Source organism: Streptomyces sp. RLA012, assembly GCF_056270325.1.
Genome location: NZ_JBWDPA010000002.1, coordinates 6,650,385 through 6,670,080, shown reverse-complemented (window position 1 = coordinate 6,670,080; position 19,696 = coordinate 6,650,385). Strand labels below are relative to the sequence as shown.

The following is a 19,696-nucleotide window of genomic DNA, read 5'->3' as shown; positions in this document are numbered from 1 at the left end:
TTCCGAAGGCTTGTTGGACTACGGACTGGCGCGGTGCGCCGATCTCATCGGTCAGGCTGTTCGCAGATCCTCCACGGTGGCCGCCACTCCGGGCAGTACGGAGCGGGCCGGTGCCCGCAGACCGTCCAGGAACAGCTGCAGATGACGGTGCACGAAGCGGTCGATGCCCTGGCACGCGGTGCCGGGCAGCGGCCGGGTGAGCTGACTGACGGCGACCAGCAGGTCACCGGACGCGACGTCGGGCCGCAACTGCCCGGCCTCGCGGGCGCGTCTCATCAGCGCATCGACCATCTCCATGGTCCGCTCGCGTGCGGCGAACAGATCCGGATGGTTCTGGTCGAAGGCCTCGGAGAGCATGGGGCACAGGGCGCCGATCCGCTCGTCCGCCGAGAAGTGCACGAAGTCGCTCAGTGCCTGGAAGGCGTCGCCGCCCTCGGCGAGAGCCGACTCGATCCACTCCGACGTGCGGTCCATGACCGAGCAGACGACCTCCCGCGCGAGCGCGTCGCGGTCGGGGAAGTTGCGGTACACCGTGGCGTTGCCGACACCGGCACGGCGGGCGATCTCGTCGAACGGCACATCCGGGCCGAACTCGACGAACATCTCGCGCGCGGCGGCGACGATCCGCTCCCTGTTGCGCAGGGCATCGGCTCGGGGCCGGGGCGCGCGACGCTTCACAGGGGTGGCGGTCTCCACGGCGTACTCCTCGGACGTAGGTAAGGCGTAGGTAAGGCGTAGCTAAGACATAGGTGGACGGAAGTGCTTGAAGACTGTGGCGCGATGCGGGGACTCCTTCCCCGCTTCGCTCGGACACAGGTCTAAACGGGGAAACCGTCCCCGGTTATTTCTCGCATTCCCCGAGAGTTGATGTGACCTGCGCCACATCCGCGCGATGCCGTTCCGGCTGCCGTCCGACCGGCGGCGGATCGGCGACGGACCGGCGACGGACCGGCGACGGACCGGCGGCCGATTACCTCGTATTCATCCTGACACCACCTGATATGTCCCCACGTCACTCCTCTCCCAGCAAGAAACCCACGATCGGGCTCTTCCAGCGCGCGCCCGCCCATCCCCCGACACAGGGTGATCGGACAGGGTGCAGTCGGTGACCGAGCGGCTGCCGTGAGCGAAGGAACCCTGCATGCAGCCGATGCAGCCGACCAGTCGCCGGATACGTTCCCGCCGCGTGGCAGCGCTCGCCACGGTGACCCTTCTGACGCTGGCGGTCAGCACCTCCGCCGGTACGGGCCACCTCACCGCGGGCTCCACGACGGCGGGCTCCATCGCACTGGCCCGCTCCACTGCGCTCGGTCCCTGCATGATCAGCGGCGCCATGGGCGTACAGATGGGCGAAGGCATTCCGACCCTGCCCGGCTACGCCCGCTCCACCGGTACGGTCCGGGCCCTCACCCTGATGGTCGACTTCTCCGACGCGCCCGGCCAGGGCAGCGCGCTCGACCGGCTCGCCGAGTTCTTCCCGCAGACCCAGAACTGGTTTCGCACCAGCTCCTACGGCCGCGTCGACTACCGCCCCGAGACCCCCGTCCGGCACTGGCTGCGGATGCCCAAGTCCTTCAAGGAGTACGGCATAGAACGCGGCGCCCCCTTCGACCCCGGGTACCGCGACCTGGTCCAGGACATCGTGGCCGAGGCCGACCCCGAGGTGGACTTCCGCTCGTACGACCTCCTGAACGTGCTGGTGACGCCGAACGCCGGACCCTCCGCCCTGGACACCGTGCTGTCCGTCACCTTCGCCGGCAACCACGAGGCACCGGTCGCCGACGGCGTCCCCGTCTCCAACGCCTCCTTCGTCTACAGCCGCCAGGACGACGGCTCCGGCTCCTACGCCGAGACCGGCTACCGGGTACTCCCCCACGAGAACGGCCACACCTTCGGCCTGCCCGACCTCTACACCCAGGAGGGCGGGGGCGCGGTCGGCCACTGGGACATCATGAGCGAGGACTGGGGCGCCGACAACGATCTGCTCGGGTGGCACAAGTGGAAGCTGGGCTGGCTCGACGACTCGCAGGTCAGATGCGCCGCGACGCCCGGAACCACGGAGTACACGCTCACCCCGCTGGCCCGGACCGGCGGCGAGAAACTCGTCTTCGTGCCCACCAGCAACAAGACGGGATACGCCCTCGAACTGCGCACCCGCGGCGGCAACGACTCCACGATCTGCCGCCCCGGCATCCTCATCTACAAGGTCGACGCGGGCGTGGACACCGGAAACGGCCCCATCACCGTCTACGACTCCAAGCGCGACAGCGGCGGCTGCACCCGCAGCCCCAACGTCCACGCGGAGCTCTCCGACGCGCCCTTCGCACCCGGCCAGTCCTTCAAGGACCCCAAGAACGACATCACGATCGCGATCACGGGGGCGGATCTCTCGGGGAACTACCAGGTGTCCGTGACCCGCGGCTGACCGCCCGTGACCGCCACCGCTACCGGCCGCTACCGACCGCCGCCGACCGCGGCCCCCGGGCCACTCGCCGACCTGCTGACCTGGCCGTGCAAGGACTACGGTGTCTCGTCTGAGTCTCTTCCGAGAGCCACAACGGAGAGCCCATGCCATCGAACGTCGTACCGGTGAACGTCGTACCGGCCCCCGAGAGCGGTACCGGCGGCACCGCGGAGGACGGGGCCGCCATGCCGACAGTGCCCGCGGTGCCTGCCGTGCCCGCCGAGGCCGTCACCCCCCTCATCCGCGGTATCGCCGTACTGCGGCGGCTGACCGAGGCCGACGGCGTGTCCAGCCTCAGCGGTCTGGAACGGTCCACCGGACTCGCACGGTCCACCGTCGACCGGATCACCGCGACCCTGGCGCGCCGGGGGTACGTACGTCTCGACGGCCGGGACGCCGTCCTGGCCCCCCGTCTGATGGAACTCGGCAACGCCTACCTGGCCGCCCTGCGTCTGCCCCGCCTCCTCGACGCGCACGCCGACGACCTCGCCGACAAGCTCGACGAGTCGGTGTCGCTCGCGGTCGGCGACCAGGACGGCATCCGCTTCATCCACCAGGCGACCCGGCGCCGCGCCATGTCGCTGAGCTTCCGCATCGGCGACCTGCTCCCCGCCGAACGCACCGCGCCGGGGCCGCTGTTCGCCACCGAGTGGGGCGAACAGGAGTGGACGTGGTGGCGCGAGCGGCGCGCGGCGGATCCGGAGGACCGGGGGTTTCCCGCGGTACCGGCCCGGAGCCGGCCGATCGAGGCAGAGACAGAGACAGAGACAGAGACAGAGACAGAGACAGAGGCAGAGGCAGAGGCAAAGGCAAAGGCAAAGGTCGAGGTCGAGGTCGAGGTCGAGGTCGAGGCAGCTGAGGCGGGTGGCGGTGCCCCGCCGAGCGCCGGTGGGCTCCCCGCCCTCGGCGACGACTTCGAACGCCGTACGGCCGAGGCACGGGAGGCGGGCTGGGCGCTGGACGACCAGTTGATCGAACCGGGCCTGGTCGCCCTCTCCATGCCCGTACGGGAGGCGGGGCGGATCGCCTGTGTGGTGAGCGTCGTGAGCCACACCAGCCGGCACACGGCGGCCGATCTGCGCGACACACTGCTGCCGCGGCTGCGGAAGGCCGTCGCCGGCATGGAGCGGGAGCTGCGCGAGGCCCGGGCCGCCGAATCCACCGCTCCCGCCGCGCCCGCCGCCCCCGGTGGTCTCGCCGTCTGGACCGGCGCCTCCAAGCAGGAGCTGGGCCGGGAGTTCATCGAGTCGCTGGCCCGCGGCCTCACCGTGATCACAGCTTTCGGCGAGGGCCGCGCCGAACTGAACCTCACCGAGGTCGCCCGGGCCACCGGCCTCGCCCGCGCCACCGCCCGCCGCGCCCTGATCACCCTGGAACACCTCGGATACGTCACCGCGCACGACCGTGTCTTCCGCCTCACCCCCCGCGTCCTGGGACTCGGCTTCCCGCCCCTCTCCCGGACCTCGCTCCCCGAGATCGCCGCCCCGCACCTCGCCGACCTCTCGCAGCGGCTGCACGAATCGGTGTCGCTGGCGGTCCTGACGGGTGACGAGATCCAGTACACGGGCCGCGTCTCCACCAGCCGCATCATGAGCGTCCACATCACCATCGGCACCCGGCTGCCCGCGTACCCGACCGCGCTGGGCCGGGTGATGCTCGCGGACCTGCCCGATCCCCCGCTCGCCGAACTGCTTCCCCTGACCCCGCGCACCATCACGGACCCCGGCCGGCTGCGGGCCGTCCTGAAGCGCGTACGGGAAGAGGGATACGCCCTCGTCGACGAGGAACTGGAGCAGGGGCTGCGCTCGGTCGCGGTACCGGTGCGCGAGCGCGGCGGCCGGGTCGTGGCCGCCGTCAATGTCGCGATGCACAGCAGCCGCCGTACGCCCGAGGAGTGCGTCGGCGAGGTGCTGGCGGAGTTGCTGGTCACGGCGGGGCGCATCGAGGAGGACCTGTGGGTGGCGGGACGGTTCCGGCGCGTGCCGCGCACGTGAACGCCCGCGTCCGGACCACGGGGGTGTGATCCGGACCCGGGCGAGGCGGCGGCGGGGTCCGGGAGGACGGCGCCCGGGTGTCGACGACATGGCCGCCGGCAACGGCCGTACGCAACTCGCCCGGCGGCGGTCAGGGCCGCGACATCGCGGCCCGGCTCGGTCACAGGGGTCGCGCTCCTGCCACCGGGCCGGCCGCGGCACGTCGCGTCTCGCCTCCGCGGGGCTGCTCCACGGTCGGCCCGGTCGTCAGCCCGAGGCGGCGGTGAGCGCTCCGAGGGCGCTGGCCTGGGTACGCCAGTCGGTCTGGTTGGGGCTGGTGCCGGCCCAGCGTTGGCCGAGGGCGTTGAGGGAACTGCGGTCCTGCGCCCACAGGGTGTCCGCCTGCTGCTGGACGTAACTCCGGTAGGTGCTGGCGCCGGTGGCCTTCGCGAGGTCGGCGAAGTTCCGCATGAAGATGCCCTTGAACTGCTTCTGGTTGTCGTCGCAGGACGCCGAGCCGATGTCGCAGGACTCGGTGAGCACTCCCCCGACGGTCAGCCGCGAGCTGCTGATCGCGGCGTCGGCCAGGGTCCGCGCGGTGGTCAGCAGCGAACTGTCCCCGGTCGTCTTCCACAGTTCGGTGAAGCCGCCGATGGCCAGTCCCTGGTTGTAACTCCACACGGTGCTGCCGTTGTTGGCGCAGGCCGAGGTCAGCCCGTCGTTCACCAGCCCCGAGGAGTTGATCATCCCGCTGGACCTGTACCAGGCGGCGGACGTCCTGGCCCGCTGGAGCCACACCGTGTCGCCCGGGATGCGCTGGTGCAGCGCGGTGGTCAGCCAGAGGTACTGCCCGTTCGTCACGGCGTTCTTGTAGGTGCGCTCGCGGTCCCACCACACGCCACCGCCACAGGTGCCGGGATCCCAGTACTGCTGGACGTAGTTGGCGATGGTGACGGCCTCGGCGAGGTAGCGGGCGTCGCCCGTGTAGTCGTACGCGTCGATCCAGGCGATCGCCCACCAGCCCGAGTCGTCGATGGAGCGGCTGATGAAGTGGCCCTCGATCGCGTCCGAGCTGCGCACACCGGCGGCGAAGCTGCCCTTGTTCTGGTCGAAGGTGCGCGCGACGACCCAGTCGTAGTCGTGCCTGCCGGTGGCCCTGAAGGAGTCTATGAGGGAGGTGAGAGTGGCGGCGGAGTTCCACCAACTGCTGGGCCACCAGCCGTTGTACGGGTCGTACGAGGCCATCAGCGCGTCCGCCGCGGCGCGCGCCCTGGTCGGCGCGGGCCGCACCCAGGCGGTGCAGCTGCCCTCGCTGTGGCCGGCCTCCCGGCCACAGGCGCGGACCGCGCCGCCGTGGAGGAGGCCGCGCGGGTCGCGGGTGGCGTACATGGCGGTACGGGTGCCGGTGGCTCCGGACGGGGTGCCGGTGCGGCCGAGGGAGGAGCCGTCCGGCCAGGTCGAGCCGCCGTCCCAGGAGCGGTCGAGCCAGATCTCGTCGCCGGTGCCACCGGTGTCGATGCTCGCCCAGGCCATGGAGTTCTGCTGGTCGACGTGCAGCCGGATCGTGCGGCCGTAGAGGGTGGTCGACGGCACCGGCTGGTCGTCACCGGCCGCCTCGCCGGGGTCGGTGCCGTCGCAGAGCGTGTCGCAGACGGTGGGGTAGACCCAGTTCGTACAGCCGACGGCGGCGGCGTCGCCGCAGGCTCGGACCAGTCCGCGTCGGTGGTTGCGGGGGTCGGTGATGTTGTACATCAGCGTCCTGGTGCCGGTCCAGGTTCCCGGGACGCTCGCCCTGCCGAGCAGTGAACCGTTCCGGGTTTGATCGAGGCTCGATCTTTTGGAAGGATCGAGTCCGTTATGGCGAAGCAATACCCGAAGGAGCTCAAGGAGCGGGCCGTGCGTCTGGTCCTGGAGACGCGTGATCAGTACAAGACGGAGTCCGCGGCGATCCGGTCGATCGGAGCGAAGCTCGACATCGGGCCGGAGTCCCTGCGGAACTGGGTGCGTCAGGCCGAGGTCGACGCCGGTGCCCGGACCGGGACCACGACCGAGGAATCCGCCCAGCTCAAAGCGCTCAAGAAAGAGGTCGCCGAGCTGAAGCGGGCGAACGAGATCCTGAAGGCCGCAGCGAGTTTCTTCGCGGCCGAGCTCGACCGGCCACACACACGCTCGTAGCGTTCATCGACGAGCACCGGGACCGCTTCGGCGGAGTCGAGCCGATCTGCAGGACGCTCACCGAGCACGACTGCAGCATCCACCCGTCCACCTATTACGCGTACAAGAAACGTCCCACGTCGGCCCGTGCCCTGCGAGACGCGGAACTGGCGCCGCTGATCGTCAGCATCTACCAGGACAACTACAGCGTCTACGGAGCCCGCAAGATCTGGGCCGAGCTCAAGCGCCAGGGCCATCAGGTGGCCCGGTGCACCGTCGAGCGGCTGATGAAGGCCGAGGGCCTGGTCGGGGCGGTGCGCGGCAAGAAGGTCGTCACCACCCAAGTGGCGGACAGGGACGCCGAGCGGGCTCCGGACCGGCTCAGCAGGCAGTTCGTGGCCAGTGCTCCGAACCGGGTATGGGTCGCGGACTTCACCTACGTGGCCACCTGGTCCGGCACTGTCTACGTCGCCTTCGTCGTCGACACCTTCTCCCGCCGGATCGTCGGCTGGTCCGCAGCGACGAACAAGCAGACCCCGCTGGTGCTGTCCGCACTGGAAATGGGGCTGTGGCAGCGTGACCGGGCCGGAAACCCCGTCACCGCAAGGGAGTTGATCCACCACTCCGATGCCGGATCGCAGTACACCAGCTTCCGGCTCGCCACCCACCTGGCCGCCGAACAGATCGCCGCGTCCATCGGCACCGTCGGGGACGCCCTCGACAACGCCCTGATGGAATCGACCATCGGGCTCTACAAAACCGAGCTCATCAAGCCGCAGCGGCCCTGGAAAGCCCTGAGCAACGTCGAGTTGGCCACCGCTGAGTACGTCGATTGGTACAACCACCGTCGACTCCACGGTGAGATCGGCCACGTCCCACCCGCCGAATACGAAACCACCCACTACCAGAACACGCAAAAACAGCAGGTCACAGCCACAATCTAGAGTCTCTACCGAACCCGGAACGGTTCATGGTCACCACCCGGCACCGCGGAATCCCGAACGTGATGACCAACGGGTTCAACATGATGGTGCGCCATGACCCACCGCTGATCGCGTGCGCCATCGGCCCCTGGGACCACAGCTACCAGGCCCTGGTCGAAACCGGCGAGTGCGTCGTCTCGGTCCCGACGGCGGACATGGCCGCCACCGCGGTCGACATCGGCAACTGCTCGGGCGCCGACGTGGACAAGTTCGAGGAGTTCGACCTGACCGCCGTATCCGGTGAGCAGGTCCAGGCACCGCTCGTGGCCGAATGCTTCGCCAACATCGAGTGTAGGGTCGCCGACGGCAGCCTCGTAACCCCCTACAGCCTCTTCCTGCTGGAGGCCGTCAGAGCGTGGACCGACCCCTCGCAACCCCAACCCCAACTGTTCCGCCACCGCGGAGACGGAACCTTCACACTGGACGGCCCGACCGTCGACCTGAAGAACCGCATGACCAAGTGGCAGTACCTCCTGTAGGTAAGTCGTGCAGGTAACTCCTGTATGGGGGCGGCGTCTCCCACGCCCCACACACCGTGTACCTTCCACGGGCGGCCGCGGGGGTGCGCGGGTGCGCAGCCGGTACACAGGTGGCCCACCGGCCGGAGAAATACCGGGGCAGAATGGCCACCATGTCCAACTCACACGCGCAGCCCATCCTCAGGACGGCTGATCTCTCGGAGGGACTGCGCATTGTCGAGCGGTTGCTCGCGATCGCCGATGTGCGGAATCTCGAAGTCGATTTCGACGTACGGATCTCCTCCGCACAGACCCTGTCACCGCTGCTGGAGTTGTTGCCGAATGCGAAGTGGTGGGCCGAAGGCGGCGGGGGCGGCTCGTCGGCGAAGGGCGACGATCCGTCGACACACCTGCCCATTCGGTTGAGAAGCTGGGCCAAGTCGCCGGAGACCGTGGGACCGTTCCTCGAAGCCGTGGGCGACAGCCCGGCCACGGTGCGGTGGGACTTCACGGGCTGGCCCGAGGCCCCCGAAGTGGGCCTGGGCGTCGGAGGGGCCAGAGGCGCGTTCGTGACGCTGGCCGTGCATACTCGCGACCTCGACCTGGAGGAACCCGCGTCTGATCACACGGTCTTCGTCCATGTCAAACAGTTCGAAGCCGAGCGCGCACCATGGCTGGCCACGCAGGTCGGGTCACAGGTGATCGGCGATCTGGTGGAGGCACCGTACTGATCGCTGCACCGTGCACAGCAGTGCACCCCCGCGGGAATTCTCCAGCGAGAGCGCACCGATCGGCTCAGTTCGGGAATCACTCAGCCGCAGTTTCTCGGATCGCGGGCGCCGTTGCAGATCGGGACTCCAGGGCCTCATGGCACCCAAACGGGTCAAAGAAGTCCTCACACCGAATATGCGACCACGGATTCTCGGGCTGACTCGCATCGGCTGAGGCAGTTCAGGAAGGTCGAGCAGCGGGGACAGGTCACGCATCCCCCCTCACACCATCGGACCTGCGGGCCTGCGGACCACGCACCCGGCGGTTCATCCGGCCGATCTCAACCGTTACCAGGACAACGTGAGGAGACGCAGGCCGAGGCCTTCCCCGTGAAAGCCGGGCAGGCCCGCTGAAGCACAGCCGATCCCACGATCCGCCCGTAACCCGTGCCCAGCCCCCGGAACACCGAACAGCCCCCGGAACACCGAACAGCCCCCGCGATCATGAACACGAGCCGAGGTCTCAACCCTGCCCACTGCCCTACGCCGATCCGCTAGGCTGTGAGCGACCGCCCTCACCAGCGGTCCCCACCCTTGCCTCAGCGCAGGTGCATACTCACGCAGAGTATTCACCCACGTTCCACGCAAGGCCCCGCCTTCGTAGCTCAGGGGATAGAGCACCGCTCTCCTAAAGCGGGTGTCGCAGGTTCGAATCCTGCCGGGGGCACAAGGGCAAAGGCCCCGGACCGATCATGGTCCGGGGCCTTTGACATCCACAGCTGACATCAACGAGCACGGTCACTGACGACCGGGACGCCTCCTGAGCAGCCGATCCATGTGACTCATGGCCTCGCGCTGAGTGTCCTGCACAACGTGCGTGTAGACGTCCATGGTGATGCTGATCTGCGAGTGCCCGAGGATCTCCATCACGACGCGGGGCGCGACTCCGGCCGCGGTAAGCAGGGTCGCCGTGCCGTGCCGGGCGTCGTGCAGCCGGACGACTCGGATGCCGGCGGAGTCGGCGATGCGGGTGAAGGAGCGGTAGACGTTCCGCGGCTCGACCTGGCGGCCGGTGCGGGTGGTGAACACGTAGCCGGACGCCTGCCACTTCTCCCCCGCCTTGGCGCGTGCGGCGGACTGCCGCATCCGGTGCCAGCGCAGCGGGGCGATGCAGAGCGCGGGCAGCGGAACGGCTCGACGGCGGCGGCTCTTGGGGTCGTCGTCGTACAAGACACCCCGACGGCGCTGAGTCTGCTGGCGGACGTAGAGGACCCGGTTTTCGAGGTCGAGATCAGACCAGCGAAGGCCGATGATCTCGCCCCGACGGAGCCCCATAGCAATGGCGAGCACGAAGGCCGCGTAGAGCGGATCTCTGCGAGAGGCGGCGAGGAAGTCGAGCGTCTCGTCCAGCGTCCAGGGCTTCAACTCCCTGTTGTCCGTGCGGGGCGGCTCGACCAGCTTGGCCACGTTGCGGGTGATCAGTTCCTCGCGGCACGCGGAGGACAGAGCGGAACGAAGCACGCGGTGGGACTCCTTGGCCGTTGCTGCGGTGGTCTCCTTCTCCAGGCGGACGAGGAAGCGGCGTACGTCGGCGACGCCGAGGGATTCAAGCCGCTTCGAGCCGAGCAGCGGCACCAGGTAGAGCCGGACGTGCGACTCGTACTTGTCGTACGTGCTGAGCTTGCGCCGAGGCTTGATCACGTTGTCCAGCCAGTACGGGAGCCACTCGGAGAGCTTGGCCGACCGTGTGGGAACGGGCACGCCCTGGTCGACCTTGGCGAGGAGCTCCCGTCGCTTGGTATCGCACTCGGCCCAGGTCTTGCCGTAGGCGAACTTGCGGGCCCGGGTGCCGTCCGGCTGGAGCACGTAGACCGCGCACTGAAAGCGGCCGTCCTTGCGCTTGGTGATGGTGCCAGCGCCGTTCGGGTTGCGCTTGCGTTGCTGGGCCATCAGGCAGCCTCCTCGATCTGGCCGAGGACGAAGTCCGTGACGGCGTCGGCAGGGATTCGACGAGCCCCGTCGATCTTGATCGAGACGAGGCGGCGCGACCGGATCAGGTCGTAGACCTTGGAGCGCCCGACCTTGAGCCGGATCATGACCTCCGCCACGGTCAGGAGTTCGGCGGTGGCAGTGGTCATGCTGCGGCTCCCTCCTTGGTCAGCTCGTCGCGTAGAGCGTCGCGGGCGGTCTCGCGGTTGGTCTGGAGGTCGCGGGCGATGGTCGCGGCGAGGGCGGCTTCGCCCGGGGTGTGGCCGTGGCCGGCGTACTGCCAGTCGGTCAGGACGAGGACGGTGTCCGGCTCGCGGTCGTCGAGGCCGAGGACGGAGGCCTCCTGCGCGGCGCGATAGTCCGCGCGTTCCTGGCGGATGGCGCCGAGGGTGGTGGAGTACGTGCGCGACTTGGACGAGAAGTGCCCGCGGAAGCCGAGCATGTGCGCCCAGGCCCAGAGGCGCCGGTCCGGGTACAGGGCGTCCAAGTCGCGACAGGCGGTGATGAGTCGGCGGGTGTGGTCGGGGACGTGGTGGCGGTCGAGTTCGGCGAGTTCGCCGATGCGGCGGTCCAGGGTCCCGGTGTTCTCGGCGGCCTTGGTGGCGTACTTGGCCACGTACGAGGCGACCGCCTGTTCAGTGATGTCGGAGCCGTCACCGAAGGCTTTGACCGGGCGGACGTCGAGCTGTCTTCCCCATCGGAACGTCCGGGCGGGCTGGTCGTCAGCGGCCGGAACCGAGATGGACGTGTACGAGTGCGCGGCGGCGGCGCGTACCGCGTCCGTGAGCAGGTCGACCGTGGCCCACGCGGGTGGCGGTGTTCCAGGCCCCTCGGGACCGTCGAGGCGTACGACGGCGTGGAAGTGGAGTGCGCCGCGCTTCTGGAACTCGGCGACCTTGCCGTACGAGACGCGCAGGTGGTCGGCGAGTTCGCGGCGGGGCAGCCCAGCGCGGGCGGCGAGTTCGCGGCGTAGGCGGGTGGTGAAGCGCTGCCAGAGCTGCCCGGCGTGGTTGTTGAAGAGGACCGCGCCCTCGTAGTCGTAGGTGCCGGGGTCGAGGGCGGTGCCCAGTTCCGGGGCGTCGGGGGTGTGGGCGGTGCCGCAGCGGCAGGCGCCGGTGTGGTCGGGGCGGTTGTGGACCGGGCCGAACGAGGGCGCGGTGAGGGTGGCGAAGACCCGGGGGTGGTCGCGGACGGTGGCGGGGATGTCTCGGCGGTCGTCCCCGGCGAGGCCTGCGCGGATCAGGTGGTAGGTGTCGCCCGCGTACGTCCAGGCGCAGGAGGGGCAGCGGGAGGCGCGGCGGTTGCCGCAGGCGAGGCGCAGGCGTCCGCCGGGTTCGTTCTCAGTGGAGTAGTGGTGCAGGGTCTCGCCGGTGGTCTTGTCCTTGGTGAGAGTCCAGCCGGTCAGGTGGATCGGGTCGGAGCAGCCGCCGGTGCGGCGGATCTGGTCTTCCCAACGGATGTAGTCGGAAGCCGAGGCCACCCGGAGGATGTCTCCGAGGGTGATCGGGTCGAGCGGTGGGGCGGACGTAGATGCCTTCTGTGTCGGGGGTGAGGCCCGATGGGCCATGCTGGGGGTTCCTTCCGGTTGCGAAATCGATCGGCGGGGACGGCTCCCGGGCGGCGGATGCTTGGCGGTATCGAGGCCGCCCGGGGGCCGGTCAGCTGCGCTTGGCGTCGGAGGCGAGCAGGGAGCGCAGGACGACCGCGCAGACGGCGACCGAGGCGCCGGTGATGGCGACCGCCAGGAGAAGCGAGACCAGGACGGCGCCGACGACCAGGACCACGGCCGTTCCGCCGCCCACGAGCGCGAGCGCGGTACCGGGGGTGAGCTGGACGACCGGGCGGGACGGCGCAGGGGCGACAGGGATCGGCTGCGGGACCGGTGCGCCCGGGGTGATGGCGGTCGGCTGGATGACGGCGGGCGGGGGTGGTCAGGCCTGCGGGCTGAGGCATGGTCGGGAACTTGGGCCGGAGCATGGGCAGTTCTCCTTCGCGGTGCGCTACTTGACTGCGGTGTCGATGGCGGGAGCGAGGACGCTGTCGGCGAGGAGGTAGCCGCCGAGGAGGAGTACGGCGATGAGCCACCAGGGCGGGCGGATGAGCTTGACACCGAGGTAGCCGACGGCGATCAGGGCGAGCCAGAGCGGGACCTGCACGGGATGTCTCCTCAGCGGACGGTGCAGCGGTGGGTGCGTGCGGCGAGTTGAGCGGCGGTCTGGCTGGAGTAGTCGGCGGACCAGCCGCAGCGGTCGGCGGTGCAGACGGCGGCGTGTGTGGTGCGGCCGTTGCGGTCGCGGTGGGTGCCGATCTGCACGGGGCCGATCCGCATCAGGGAGTGGAAGTTGTCGCGTGCAGACATGTCGGGTCAGTCCTTTCGGGTGGTGGGGTCGGGGTAGCGGGCGCGGATGTTCCGGGCGGTGACCGGGTCGTCGACGCGGCGGGCGGCTTCCTCGGCGAGCAGGTGCGCGAGGAAGGGACGTCCGGCCGTCGCCATGTCCCGTGCGGCGTCGAGGTAGTCGGCCGCGGTCAAGTCGGCCGGGTCGGAGGTCATCTCTGTTCTCCTTTGCGGTCAGCCGAGGTGGGCGGCGATGGCGTCGGCGAGGTGGGGCGGGACGCCGAGGCGGGAGCGGAGGGTGTCGGGGGTCGATCGGGGAGCCGGTACGGGCGCGGTACTCGTCGGCGACCTTGCGGGCGTGGTCGACCAGGACGGCCGGGATCGGCGGAGCAGAGGCCGGGACGAGAGCCGGGGCAGGACCGGGGGAAGCGGCGACTTCCACGGCGGGGGCAGGGACCGCGGCAGGCTCGGGCAGGGCTTCCATGACCGATGCGCGTCCGGCGTCCGGCAACGATTGTTCGTCCGAATGCTCGGGGTCCTGCGGCGAGGCGACCGGGGCCGACGGTGCCATCTGCGGCTCCGGGGCCGCCGAGTGAGCGAGGAGCGTGCCGCCGAGGAAGGCGAGGGCAGGCCATCCGGCGATGCCGAGGCGGAGCAGGGCGGGCGGGTCGGCCAGGTCGAGGAATCCGGCGGTTGCGATGTTGGCCCCGAGGGAGGCGAACAGCGCTACGACGAACCAGCACCAGGCCAGCCGGGACGGTCCCTCACTGCGCAGCCTCCGCCAGGCGGCGACGAGGAGCAGGTCGACACTGATCGGGTAGGCCCATGCCTTCCAGCCGTTCTGTCCGGCAGCGGCGGCCAGGTCGTGAAGGTGGGCGAAGGACAGGGCACCGGCGATCACGGCCTGAATCAGGACCGCGTCGACCCGGAGGCCATGACGGGCGCCCATCAGACGTCGCCCGGATAGGCGGGGCCGTCGTCGGGGTCGTAGTCGTCCGGGAACACGCCGGGCGGCGGCTCGGGCAGCGAGACGGCGAGGGACGGGCTGACGGCGTCCACGAAGTCGAGGTCGGCGCCGGCCATGTCGGCGTACAGGGCGAGTTGGCCGAGCAGGAGCACGGTCCGGGCGAAGTCCTCGCCGTTCGGGCACATGGTGGGTCTCCCTTCTTTGGGCATGGCGGGGGTAGGGACTTGGCACGAAAGCGGTCGCGCCGACCGTGGGGGTGGGGTGGGGATCAGACGGTGATCGAGGACGCCTTGACCAGCGGGACGGGCTCCCCGGCGGTGCCGGGGAGAGCAGGCCGGAATAGGGCCAGCTCGGGCAGGTCCGGGGTCCGGTCGGCGTGCCGGTTGCAGATGTTCACGGCCTGGCGGAGCGAGGTGTGCGGGGCGCGGATGCGGTGCCACCCGCCGGAGGAGTCGCCCGCGATGGCGATGCCCCGCGTCTCTGCCGGAATCTGGATCGCGGCGAGGACGGCGTCCGGGGAGATGTCGCCGAAGGCCATGTTGGCCGAGGTCTCGTCGTTGACGCGGTGGGCGGTACGGCCGGTGAGCTGAGCACGGAGCATGGTGATGCCCTTACCGAGTTCGGAGCCGAAACGCTGCCCGCAGATCTCCAGGTAGATGCCGGCCGCGCGACCGAGCTGGGCGAGGCGGACCAGGGCGGTGATGATGCGGTCCCGGCGCTTCTCCTCCTCCTTGCTTGCGTACAGGGCGAGTTCGGCGACCTCGTCGACCAGGACCACGATCGGGACCGGGCGAAGGTCGTCGGGCAGGTCCCAGATGTCGGCGGCGATCTCCGCGTCCGGCACGTCAGAGGTGATCCGCTGCTGGGACCGGATGAGCCGATAGACGTGCCCCATCCGGGCCACGAGCGCTTCGAGCACTTCCGCGGCGGTGTCGGGATCGTCGGCCAGCGCGGAGAACCGTCGGGCCAGTGGGAACAGTTCGACCCCCTGCTTGCAGTCGATTCCGACGAGGGCGACGTCCATCGGGGCGAGTCCCGCGACCAGGTTGCGTTGGTACACGGACTTGCCGGACTCCGTGGCGCCGAGGGTGAGGGCGTGGGATACCGCCCGGTAGTCGCGGTAGTGCACCGACCCGTCCTCCCGCAGGGCAACCGGTACCCGCATCGGCCGGTGGTCGGTCTCGGCCGGCATCTGTACCCGCTTGAGCACGTCGTAGCCGGTCATCCGCACCTCTACGACGCCGGAGCGCAGCTCACGCGAGGTCACGCCGTACATCGAGAACGAGTGCCGGAGCCGGTCCGAGGCAGCGGCGACATCGAAGGCGTCCTGCCCAGGGCGGAGCTTGAGTCTCAGGACCAGGCCGGTACGGGTCGGCCGCAGCCGCAGGATGCGCGGCGGACGCGGCTCCGGCATCGGCCGGTTGGCGGCACGGGCCAGCGCCAGCCGCCAGCGCGAGGGCGGGACTGTCAGCCCGCACGCGTCCATGACCGAGCCGTAGCGGACCAGGACCCGTAACACGGCCAGCGTGACCCCGAAGGTCAACCAGTACCAGGCGGGACGCCGCCACCGCAGGAGACCCACGGCAGCGACGACCAGCACCAGAACGACCATGAAGTCGGCCACGATCAGGCCGCCTTGGACCCTGCGGCAGCACCGACGAGCGAGGTGACCGCGACCGCGCGGAACGCGATCCCGTGCCGCCTCTGGCCGTTGAAGTCGTTCTCCCAGGGCCGGGCGATCAGGCCCGTGAGCGCGACCGGCGTGCCCATGGCCAGCTCACCGGAGATGCCCGGCTCCGGCACGGTGATGGACAGGATCTCCACCTCCTCGTTCGCCGCGAACATCACGTCCACGGTCATCAGCCTCGCCCGGTCTCCGTGTCGGTGGCGATCTCACCGGTACGGCGGTCACGCACCTTGACCTGCGGGGACTTGGCGACCATCACGACCGCGCCGGAGGTGTCGACGGGAATCTGACGCACAGAACTCACTCCTCTATAGATGCCGAACTCCGTCACTCATGTACAGGAGTGACATGAAGAAGAGTGCCTCACTCCTGTATATGAGTCAACCCGCCACGAAGAGGAACTCGTGGCGGGTTGCGGGATGCTGAGTGGGCGTCAGTCCTCGGCGGGGATCCGGTACTCGAAGACGAACTGGTCAGCGGCCATGAGGGTGTCGCACACCTCGACCACGAGCCCCGCGGTCGTACGAGCCTCCCGGATCAGGTGAACCACCGGCGCACCCGGGCTCAGCGCGAGCTCCGAAGCCTCCGCCTTGGAGGCCGGCCGCGCTTGCACCGTCTCGACGAACTCGGCGAACTCATGCCCGTGGTCTTCGAGTCGGGCGTAGATGCCGCCGCCGCCGGGATTCTCGGCGAACAGCTCGGGGATGTCCTTCACGACGTCCCAAGGCAGGTAGGACGTGGCGGTCTCGACCGGCGTGCCGTTACGGAAGTAGAGACGCCTACGGGCCAACACCTGTGTGCCGACGGGGACGCCGAGGCGTTCGGCGGCACCTTCGGGCGCCTCCTGGGGCCCGATGTACAGGACGCTGACCTTGGCGGTGGCCCCGGACTGCGCGGACTCCGCGAGGTAGGCCGCCTGCCCTCCCCGCCGGAGCGAACGCCGGAAGCGATCAGAGGAACGGTGCCGCACCGGAGGCCGGTCCTTCACGATCGAACCCTTGCCGTGCCGGGTCTCGACCAGCCCACTCGCCCGCACCTCGACCATGGCCTTACGAATCGTCCCGCCAGCGACGCCGTAGCGCTCCACCAGCTCCGATTCACTCGGCACCATGTCACCGGGCTTCAGAACTCCCGCCCGGATCTGCCTCACGATCTCGTCTGCGATCTGTACGTACCGAGGCCCGGAACCGACCCCTCCCGCCGCAGTTCCCATAGTCCTTCCCTGCCTCCTATGCTCCTTTACATGAGTCAATCACAGGAAGCGGCACCGTCTCCCCTGCACTCCGTATCCGTGGCCGGAGTAGTGGTGCGCGAGGACGGCCGCCTCCTGGCCATCCGTCGAGCCGACAACGGCACCTGGGAGCTCCCGGGCGGCATCCTCGAACTCGACGAGACCCCCGAGTCCGGCGTCGCCCGCGAGGTCCTGGAGGAGACCGGCATCCACGTCGAGGTCGACGAACTCACCGGCGTCTACAAGAACATGACCCGCGGCATCGTGGCCCTGGTCTTCCGCTGCAAGCCCTCAGGCGGCACCGAACGCACCTCCAGCGAGTCCCTGGCGGTCTCGTGGCTCACACCCGACGAGGTCAGCGAGCGCATGTCCGAGGCTTTCGCCATCAGACTCCTGGACGCCCTGGACGACAACGGCCCGCACGTACGCAGCCACGACGGCAAGCGCCTCATCCCGGCGGGATAAGACCTTCTCTCCATCATCAAGGCGGCTCGCTTCGCTCCCCGCACGCGGCACGACCCCCGGCCGGGCCTGCGCTCCTGTCTCCGCCCCGCTCCAGCCCGGCCGGCGCCCGTGCCCCGTACACAGCGATCAGCCGCCTTAAAGCATCGATCTCATCAGAGCACGCACCACAAGGTGATCATCGTCCGAATTTCGCCACTGCGCGACCTCCATATAGCGACGCCCTCCCAGCGTGAATGGACTTTCGCCAATGGCGGAGGCGTTAAAAGCTTGCACAGTATCCGCAAGAGGCGCATTGGTCACCACCAGCATGGAGGTCACGTTACTCGGCAACGAGGAGAGTCGCTCTTGTTGCAGCTCAAGATTCTTTGCACCGAATGAACCGGTCGAATAATACTTAACCTGGATTGCGACGAATGATTCCGGATGTGAACGATGCGCAACGCGGAAGCTATAGCCTTGGTCAGCCAAGAGATCTGCAGATGTTACATCGAATCCAGCAACTCGAATGAGGTCAATTATCGCTTTCTCAAACCGCAGCCCTTGCGCTTGAGGAGTGGCTGCCACAGCCAGAGCCTCGATGAGATTTCTTGCCGTAGATACGAATGAAAGCGCACCTTCTTGCGTTAGCTCCGATTCCCCTGTATGCGCAATACGATTACGGAGCTGGTTCAGCTCTTTGGCGGATCGTGCCATTTCTTGAGAGATTAGCCCTTGCTGCGCCAGTTCCCCAATCATCTGCATCGCAGTAGTCCGGCGATGCTGTGATGGGTCATCCGGGAGCGTCCTACGCAGCGCCTTTTCAACCTCAACCCAGGTACTAACGACAGCGTGGGCGGTATTCGATTCCGCCAATCGCTCTAGATGTTGAAATAGCTCGTCGGATTCCGACTGAGCATTTACCATCTCCACATTTTGCACCGAGTCTTCACTGACGGCGACCTGCAGGAAGTCTCGGGCGTAGGTGAGCAGTCGATCCGGCTTCAACATATATAGCCGGACGCCGGCCTCGCGGAGCAGCTCTTCGGCTAGCTCATTACGCGGGCCCAGAGGTATGCGATTTCGAGTACGCCACCAATCCTCCTTTGTGTCCCCGGTCACCAATAGAACATCCTTGACTCTTAGTTTCGCCTCATGGATCAATTGAAGCCACACGAGGTAGTCTCCCACCTCCGTATCATCGCCTCGCGATTGCTTCTTCTTGTCTTTATAACCAGGTGGCACTTCTTTCTCGATGCGCCGCTTTCCTTCGATTATGGCAGCGTCGTGATCCTTCGCATCGAGAGGTCCGCCAATTTTCCCTTGCAACAAGGCGGTAAGATTTGCCACCACTGCATCTTTTGACGTATCCGCCTCCATTTCAATTCCGCTGCTATCAACCACGACCTCCATACTGCCGATTACATCTTCGAGTGCACTCGTCAGTTTCGACTCAAGCTGGAAGGCGCTAACCCGGTCCAAGGAGACGCGATTTACCCAGTGGCGCAGATCAGATATAGGCTTCTCCAGGCCGGACCTCAGAGCCGAAATAGATTGCTGAAGCTGCCTTTCTGGATCTTCGAGAGCGCTCTCACGGTTGCGCCAAAATTCATCCATGACTTGATGCGGCACCCAAAGACGCGTCTCGAATTTCTGCAGTGTGGCTAGAAGAGAGCTCCGTGCGTCCTGGTTGTATCGATAGAGGTTCAATAGAACATTCGTATCGACAACTATCAGCCCGCTACTCAGGACATTTTTCCAGTCATCTTCAGTAGGAGTTGTGTAGCCGGAAAACCCATCGAAGATTCCGAGTTCGCGCGGGTCATCAGAACTTGGAACTTCGCTCGTCTCTTCGTCTGTCACGGCGGCAGCGTAGCGCCACAGTCGACGACGAGGCAGGGCTTTGCAGACTCCCGCAGTGGGTGGCTACGGCTGGATGAAGCCGACAACCCCCAGCCTCCGCCATGGTGCTTCGAAACAAGAAGCCGAGGCTCGTGTCACTCACGTGCCAGATACAGCGGGGACTCAGGGGAACAGCAGGAACTAAGCAACGGATGCGCTGAGGTTGGAACGCCGGTACGTCGCAGATCAACTCACCAACTACCCATGGATAACCAAGCTTCCCAAGCTGAGAGCTCCCGCTATCGCAACGGTCCCGCCGTCACGGCTTGCTCTGGTCTACGCCATTGGCAGCGTGGTTGACGCCGGTGGGGGTGCAGCGAGGCACACGCGCGCCTGGTCGGTCGGCGTACCCGCCGTCGTGGCTGACTTTCGTCGGCTGAGGTTCAGACGGTCGCGAGAAGG

18 protein-coding genes, 1 tRNA gene and 3 pseudogenes are annotated in these 19,696 nt (G+C 68.1%); 7 read left to right on the top strand and 15 right to left on the bottom strand.

Annotation, left to right across the window (positions count from 1 at the left end; translation table 11 throughout):
- Positions 1 to 51: 51 nt before the first annotated feature.
- A complete protein-coding gene (locus tag RV986_RS30730; RefSeq protein WP_475920492.1) occupies positions 52 to 696 on the bottom strand; it encodes a TetR/AcrR family transcriptional regulator in 645 nt (214 codons plus the stop codon).
- 454 nt (positions 697 to 1,150) lie between these two features.
- Here RV986_RS30730 and RV986_RS30725 point away from each other — a divergent pair, with 454 nt between their 5' ends.
- Positions 1,151 to 2,425 carry a M6 family metalloprotease domain-containing protein gene (locus RV986_RS30725; RefSeq protein ID WP_475924490.1) on the top strand — a complete coding sequence of 425 codons (1,275 nt, stop codon included), beginning with the start codon at positions 1,151 to 1,153 and terminating at the stop codon, positions 2,423 to 2,425.
- A 224-nt stretch (positions 2,426 to 2,649) separates the two neighbouring features.
- Complete coding sequence (locus tag RV986_RS30720) at positions 2,650 to 4,458, top strand: IclR family transcriptional regulator domain-containing protein (RefSeq protein ID WP_475924489.1); 1,809 nt, start codon at positions 2,650 to 2,652, stop codon at positions 4,456 to 4,458.
- Positions 4,459 to 4,704: 246 nt separating this feature from the next.
- Here RV986_RS30720 and RV986_RS30715 read toward each other — a convergent pair whose 3' ends face one another.
- Positions 4,705 to 6,189, bottom strand: a complete 1,485-nt coding sequence (locus RV986_RS30715; RefSeq protein WP_475920491.1) for a glycoside hydrolase family 76 protein — start codon at positions 6,187 to 6,189, stop codon at positions 4,705 to 4,707.
- A gap of 105 nt (positions 6,190 to 6,294) precedes the next feature.
- Between RV986_RS30715 and RV986_RS30710 the strand changes: the two genes are divergently transcribed.
- The 4 genes from RV986_RS30710 (at position 6,295) to RV986_RS30695 (ending at position 9,469) form a co-directional block, all read left to right on the top strand.
- Positions 6,295 to 7,535 (top strand): IS3 family transposase gene (locus RV986_RS30710; protein ID WP_475915430.1). Its coding sequence is split into 2 segments (ribosomal slippage): positions 6,295 to 6,568 and positions 6,568 to 7,535, totalling 1,242 coding nucleotides; the frame shifts between segments, so codons are not numbered across the junction.
- A gap of 26 nt (positions 7,536 to 7,561) precedes the next feature.
- Positions 7,562 to 8,053 (top strand): flavin reductase family protein, encoded by a 492-nt coding sequence (locus tag RV986_RS30705; RefSeq protein ID WP_475920490.1) that lies wholly within the window; start codon positions 7,562 to 7,564, stop codon positions 8,051 to 8,053.
- A 152-nt stretch (positions 8,054 to 8,205) separates the two neighbouring features.
- Entirely contained in the window at positions 8,206 to 8,763 is a 558-nt protein-coding gene (locus tag RV986_RS30700) for a hypothetical protein (protein ID WP_475920489.1), read from the top strand.
- Positions 8,764 to 9,396: 633 nt separating this feature from the next.
- Positions 9,397 to 9,469, top strand: a tRNA-Arg gene (locus RV986_RS30695).
- Positions 9,470 to 9,540: 71 nt separating this feature from the next.
- Here the strand turns inward: RV986_RS30695 and RV986_RS30690 are convergent.
- The 12 genes and pseudogenes from RV986_RS30690 to RV986_RS30635 all read right to left on the bottom strand — a co-directional run bounded on the left by RV986_RS30690 (position 9,541) and on the right by RV986_RS30635 (position 16,933).
- Positions 9,541 to 10,692, bottom strand: a complete 1,152-nt coding sequence (locus tag RV986_RS30690; protein WP_475920488.1) for a tyrosine-type recombinase/integrase — start codon at positions 10,690 to 10,692, stop codon at positions 9,541 to 9,543.
- On the bottom strand, positions 10,692 to 10,880 hold the full coding sequence (locus RV986_RS30685) for a helix-turn-helix domain-containing protein (protein ID WP_475920487.1): 189 nt from the start codon (positions 10,878 to 10,880) through the stop codon (positions 10,692 to 10,694). The genes RV986_RS30690 and RV986_RS30685 overlap by 1 nt, the downstream gene beginning before the upstream one ends.
- Positions 10,877 to 12,298, bottom strand: coding sequence for a replication initiator protein RepSA (repSA, locus tag RV986_RS30680; protein ID WP_475920486.1), 1,422 nt, complete (start codon positions 12,296 to 12,298; stop codon positions 10,877 to 10,879). Before repSA ends, RV986_RS30685 begins: the two co-directional genes overlap by 4 nt.
- 91 nt (positions 12,299 to 12,389) lie before the next feature.
- Positions 12,390 to 12,708, bottom strand: a pseudogene (locus RV986_RS30675) (SpdD-like protein).
- Between the two features lie 23 nt (positions 12,709 to 12,731).
- On the bottom strand, positions 12,732 to 12,887 hold the full coding sequence (locus tag RV986_RS30670; protein ID WP_266614471.1) for a hypothetical protein: 156 nt from the start codon (positions 12,885 to 12,887) through the stop codon (positions 12,732 to 12,734).
- Positions 12,888 to 12,898: 11 nt separating this feature from the next.
- Positions 12,899 to 13,090, bottom strand: coding sequence for a mobile element transfer protein (locus tag RV986_RS30665; RefSeq protein ID WP_266614473.1), 192 nt, complete (start codon positions 13,088 to 13,090; stop codon positions 12,899 to 12,901).
- A 6-nt stretch (positions 13,091 to 13,096) separates the two neighbouring features.
- A complete protein-coding gene (locus tag RV986_RS30660) occupies positions 13,097 to 13,282 on the bottom strand; it encodes a hypothetical protein (RefSeq protein WP_475920485.1) in 186 nt (61 codons plus the stop codon).
- An 18-nt stretch (positions 13,283 to 13,300) separates the two neighbouring features.
- A pseudogene (locus tag RV986_RS30655) lies at positions 13,301 to 14,015 on the bottom strand (DUF2637 domain-containing protein).
- Positions 14,015 to 14,218, bottom strand: a complete 204-nt coding sequence (locus RV986_RS30650) for a hypothetical protein (protein WP_475920484.1) — start codon at positions 14,216 to 14,218, stop codon at positions 14,015 to 14,017. Before RV986_RS30650 ends, RV986_RS30655 begins: the two are co-directional and overlap by 1 nt.
- 83 nt (positions 14,219 to 14,301) lie before the next feature.
- Entirely contained in the window at positions 14,302 to 15,645 is a 1,344-nt protein-coding gene (locus RV986_RS30645) for an FtsK/SpoIIIE domain-containing protein (protein ID WP_475924488.1), read from the bottom strand.
- Positions 15,646 to 15,659: 14 nt separating this feature from the next.
- Positions 15,660 to 16,015, bottom strand: a pseudogene (locus RV986_RS30640) (SCO3933 family regulatory protein).
- Positions 16,016 to 16,153: 138 nt separating this feature from the next.
- Positions 16,154 to 16,933, bottom strand: a complete 780-nt coding sequence (locus RV986_RS30635) for a GntR family transcriptional regulator (protein ID WP_475920483.1) — start codon at positions 16,931 to 16,933, stop codon at positions 16,154 to 16,156.
- Between the two features lie 18 nt (positions 16,934 to 16,951).
- On the opposite strand from RV986_RS30635, the gene RV986_RS30630 reads away from it, so the two are divergent.
- The gene (locus tag RV986_RS30630) at positions 16,952 to 17,416 is read left to right on the top strand and encodes an NUDIX hydrolase (protein ID WP_475920482.1); all 465 of its coding nucleotides are present in this window, start codon (positions 16,952 to 16,954) and stop codon (positions 17,414 to 17,416) included.
- Between the two features lie 135 nt (positions 17,417 to 17,551).
- Here the strand turns inward: RV986_RS30630 and RV986_RS30625 are convergent, their stop codons facing one another.
- Entirely contained in the window at positions 17,552 to 19,255 is a 1,704-nt protein-coding gene (locus tag RV986_RS30625; protein WP_475920481.1) for a PIN-like domain-containing protein, read from the bottom strand.
- Positions 19,256 to 19,696: the final 441 nt, after the last annotated feature.